This window comes from Achromobacter sp. ACM04 (assembly GCF_014851465.1).
GTDB classification, from domain to species: Bacteria; Pseudomonadota; Gammaproteobacteria; order Burkholderiales; family Burkholderiaceae_B; genus Achromobacter; species Achromobacter aegrifaciens.
Window position 1 is genome coordinate 1 of sequence record NZ_JACUZS010000017.1, and the last position, 484, is coordinate 484.

1 protein-coding gene is annotated in these 484 nt (G+C 46.9%); it reads left to right on the plus strand.

All coding sequences use genetic code 11. The annotated features are described in order from the left end of the window. The coding region (locus IB259_RS31075) for a hypothetical protein (RefSeq protein WP_225596996.1) at nt 1-180 on the plus strand (180 nt) is incomplete at its 5' end. Nucleotides 181-484 lie beyond the last annotated feature (304 nt).

A 484-nucleotide genomic window follows, 5' to 3' on the forward strand; every position in this document is an offset into this window, starting at 1 on the left:
TATTGCAAGGATTGCAGCAAGTTAGGCAAAAGCCAGTTGCACAATCTGCAAAAATCGTGTTATAGTCTTGGGCTTGGCAGTTGCCGAAAACTTAGGGTTAACCCTGATATTTCGATAGCTGCTAAGAAGAGAGGCGGGCCTGAAGAGGTCGCAAGCAAGAAAGCGAAACGCAGTATGTGACGCTGACTTGACAAGCGAAAAAAACTTCTTCATAATCTCGTTTCTCTGCTGCAAACAACGCGGCGCCGGCGAAAGCGGCGTAGCGAAGCGAGCAGGCAGTAAGTAGTACAGAATTTAGTAGTACCGCTCTTTAACAATTAAACAACCGATAAGTGTGGGCGCTTGATGCGAGTGCACAGTGACTTCGGTCACAAGCACAATGAAATCAAGTGCTCACTAGAAGTGAAGTACCTTAGATGTCAAGTCTAAGCACATACCTCACTTCCTTTGAGTAGCGACGTATGACTCGACCCTTTCGGGGGTT